This is a genomic window from Bradyrhizobium sp. CIR48 (assembly GCF_014198315.1).
Classification (GTDB): Bacteria; Pseudomonadota; Alphaproteobacteria; order Rhizobiales; family Xanthobacteraceae; genus Bradyrhizobium.
The window spans coordinates 1-1,003 of sequence record NZ_JACIHG010000043.1; the positions used below are offsets into that span (position 1 = coordinate 1).

Sequence of the window (1,003 nt, forward strand, 5' to 3'; positions counted from 1 at the left end):
CGCAATGTGAACTTGTCGCCGATCAGGTCGGTGACCTGGCGCAGCCGGGCCGGCGTGTCCGCGAAGACGCCGATCTTCCCGGCGATGAACTGCTGGCGCGAGGAATCCCAATCGATCAATGGCATCTTGGCGTCAGCGACGAATCTGCGGCAATGGCTGAGCGCCTTGAGCCCGGCCTCGTTGCCGAAGCCGGCAGCGGTTTCCGATGCGTCGAGCATCTGGCCGCCGCCCTGCAGGATCAGGGAGCGGAACAGCCAGTCGTCCGGCCAATCGTGGATGTTGTAGGCGATGCCGGCGACATCGGTGCCCTTGGTCTTGATGTTGGCCGCGAGGTCGATCATGCCGGGCCAATTGTCGGGCATCTTGTCGGGATCGCCGCCGGCCGCTTTCACGAGCTGCGTGTTGAAATAGATGACCGGCAGGGATGCATTGAACGCGAGACCATAGATCTTGCCGTCGACCGCGCCGAGCGCCAGGATTCCGTCGGAGTAGTTGGCCTTGCGCCAGGCGGCATCCTCCTTCTGCAGCAAGGGCGCGACTTCCGTGATCTGGTTGCGTTTCACCAGTGTGCGCACGAGCTCCGCGAGCAGATGGTAACCCGAATAGTAGACGTCGGGGAGCTGGTTGGTGACGGCCTGCCGCAGCATGGTTTGATGACCTTCGTCATAGCTCGCCGCCGGGGCCCGGAACTGGATCTTGATGCCCGATTGCTGCTTCATGAATTCCTGGGCGATCGGCTCGTGGAATTTCGCGAAGGCGGGGAAGGCATAGAGGACGTCCAGCGTCACTTCCTGCGCCTGTGCGGAGCGCGACAGAAACGGGCTTGAAAGCGCGGTGCTCCCGACGGCGGCGGCGCTCTTCAGGAGGTCTCGGCGATGCAGCATGACAGTGTCTCCCCTGGCAGTGGTTGACGTCACTTGATTCCGGTCATCGTGATGCCGGCGATGAAATGCCGCCGCGCGATCAGGAACGCGATCACCAGCGGCGCGGTGATGATGGTGGC

The 1,003-nt window shown here is 63.1% G+C and carries 1 protein-coding gene and 1 pseudogene; both read right to left on the bottom strand.

From position 1 onward, the window contains the following. Nucleotides 1-884, bottom strand: an 884-nt coding sequence (locus GGD66_RS41125; protein ID WP_183262298.1) for an extracellular solute-binding protein, incomplete at its 3' end; no start/stop codon positions are given. A 29-nt stretch (nt 885-913) separates the two neighbouring features. Further along, a pseudogene (locus tag GGD66_RS41950) lies at nt 914-1,003 on the bottom strand (carbohydrate ABC transporter permease); the annotation flags it as partial.